Source organism: Shewanella sp. T24-MNA-CIBAN-0130, assembly GCF_040310185.1.
GTDB classification, from domain to species: Bacteria; Pseudomonadota; Gammaproteobacteria; order Enterobacterales; family Shewanellaceae; genus Shewanella; species Shewanella psychromarinicola.
In genome coordinates this window covers 1-284 of the sequence record NZ_JBEOPP010000243.1, presented here as the reverse complement: position 1 = coordinate 284, position 284 = coordinate 1, and the positions used below count along the sequence as shown (strand labels likewise).

Annotated in this window: 3 tRNA genes; all 3 read left to right on the top strand. The window is 45.8% G+C overall.

The annotated features are described in order from the left end of the window. Position 1: 1 nt before the first annotated feature. The 3 genes from AAEZ02_RS22240 to AAEZ02_RS22230 all read left to right on the top strand — a co-directional run bounded on the left by AAEZ02_RS22240 (position 2) and on the right by AAEZ02_RS22230 (position 284). Positions 2-77 (top strand) — tRNA-Asn (locus AAEZ02_RS22240). Between the two features lie 32 nt (positions 78-109). Next, a tRNA-Asn gene (locus AAEZ02_RS22235) sits at positions 110-185 on the top strand. Between the two features lie 23 nt (positions 186-208). Beyond that, a tRNA-Asn gene (locus AAEZ02_RS22230) sits at positions 209-284 on the top strand.

Here is a 284-nt window from a genome sequence, read left to right as displayed (position 1 = left end):
TTCCCCAGTAGTTCAGTTGGTAGAACGGCGGACTGTTAATCCGTATGTCACTGGTTCGAGTCCAGTCTGGGGAGCCATTTAGTCATATGAGTTGAGATGTAAATATAATTCCCCAATAGTTCAGTTGGTAGAACGGCGGACTGTTAATCCGTATGTCACTGGTTCGAGTCCAGTTTGGGGAGCCAATATTTACTGTTATCGAAATAATTCCCCAATAGTTCAGTTGGTAGAACGGCGGACTGTTAATCCGTATGTCACTGGTTCGAGTCCAGTTTGGGGAGCCA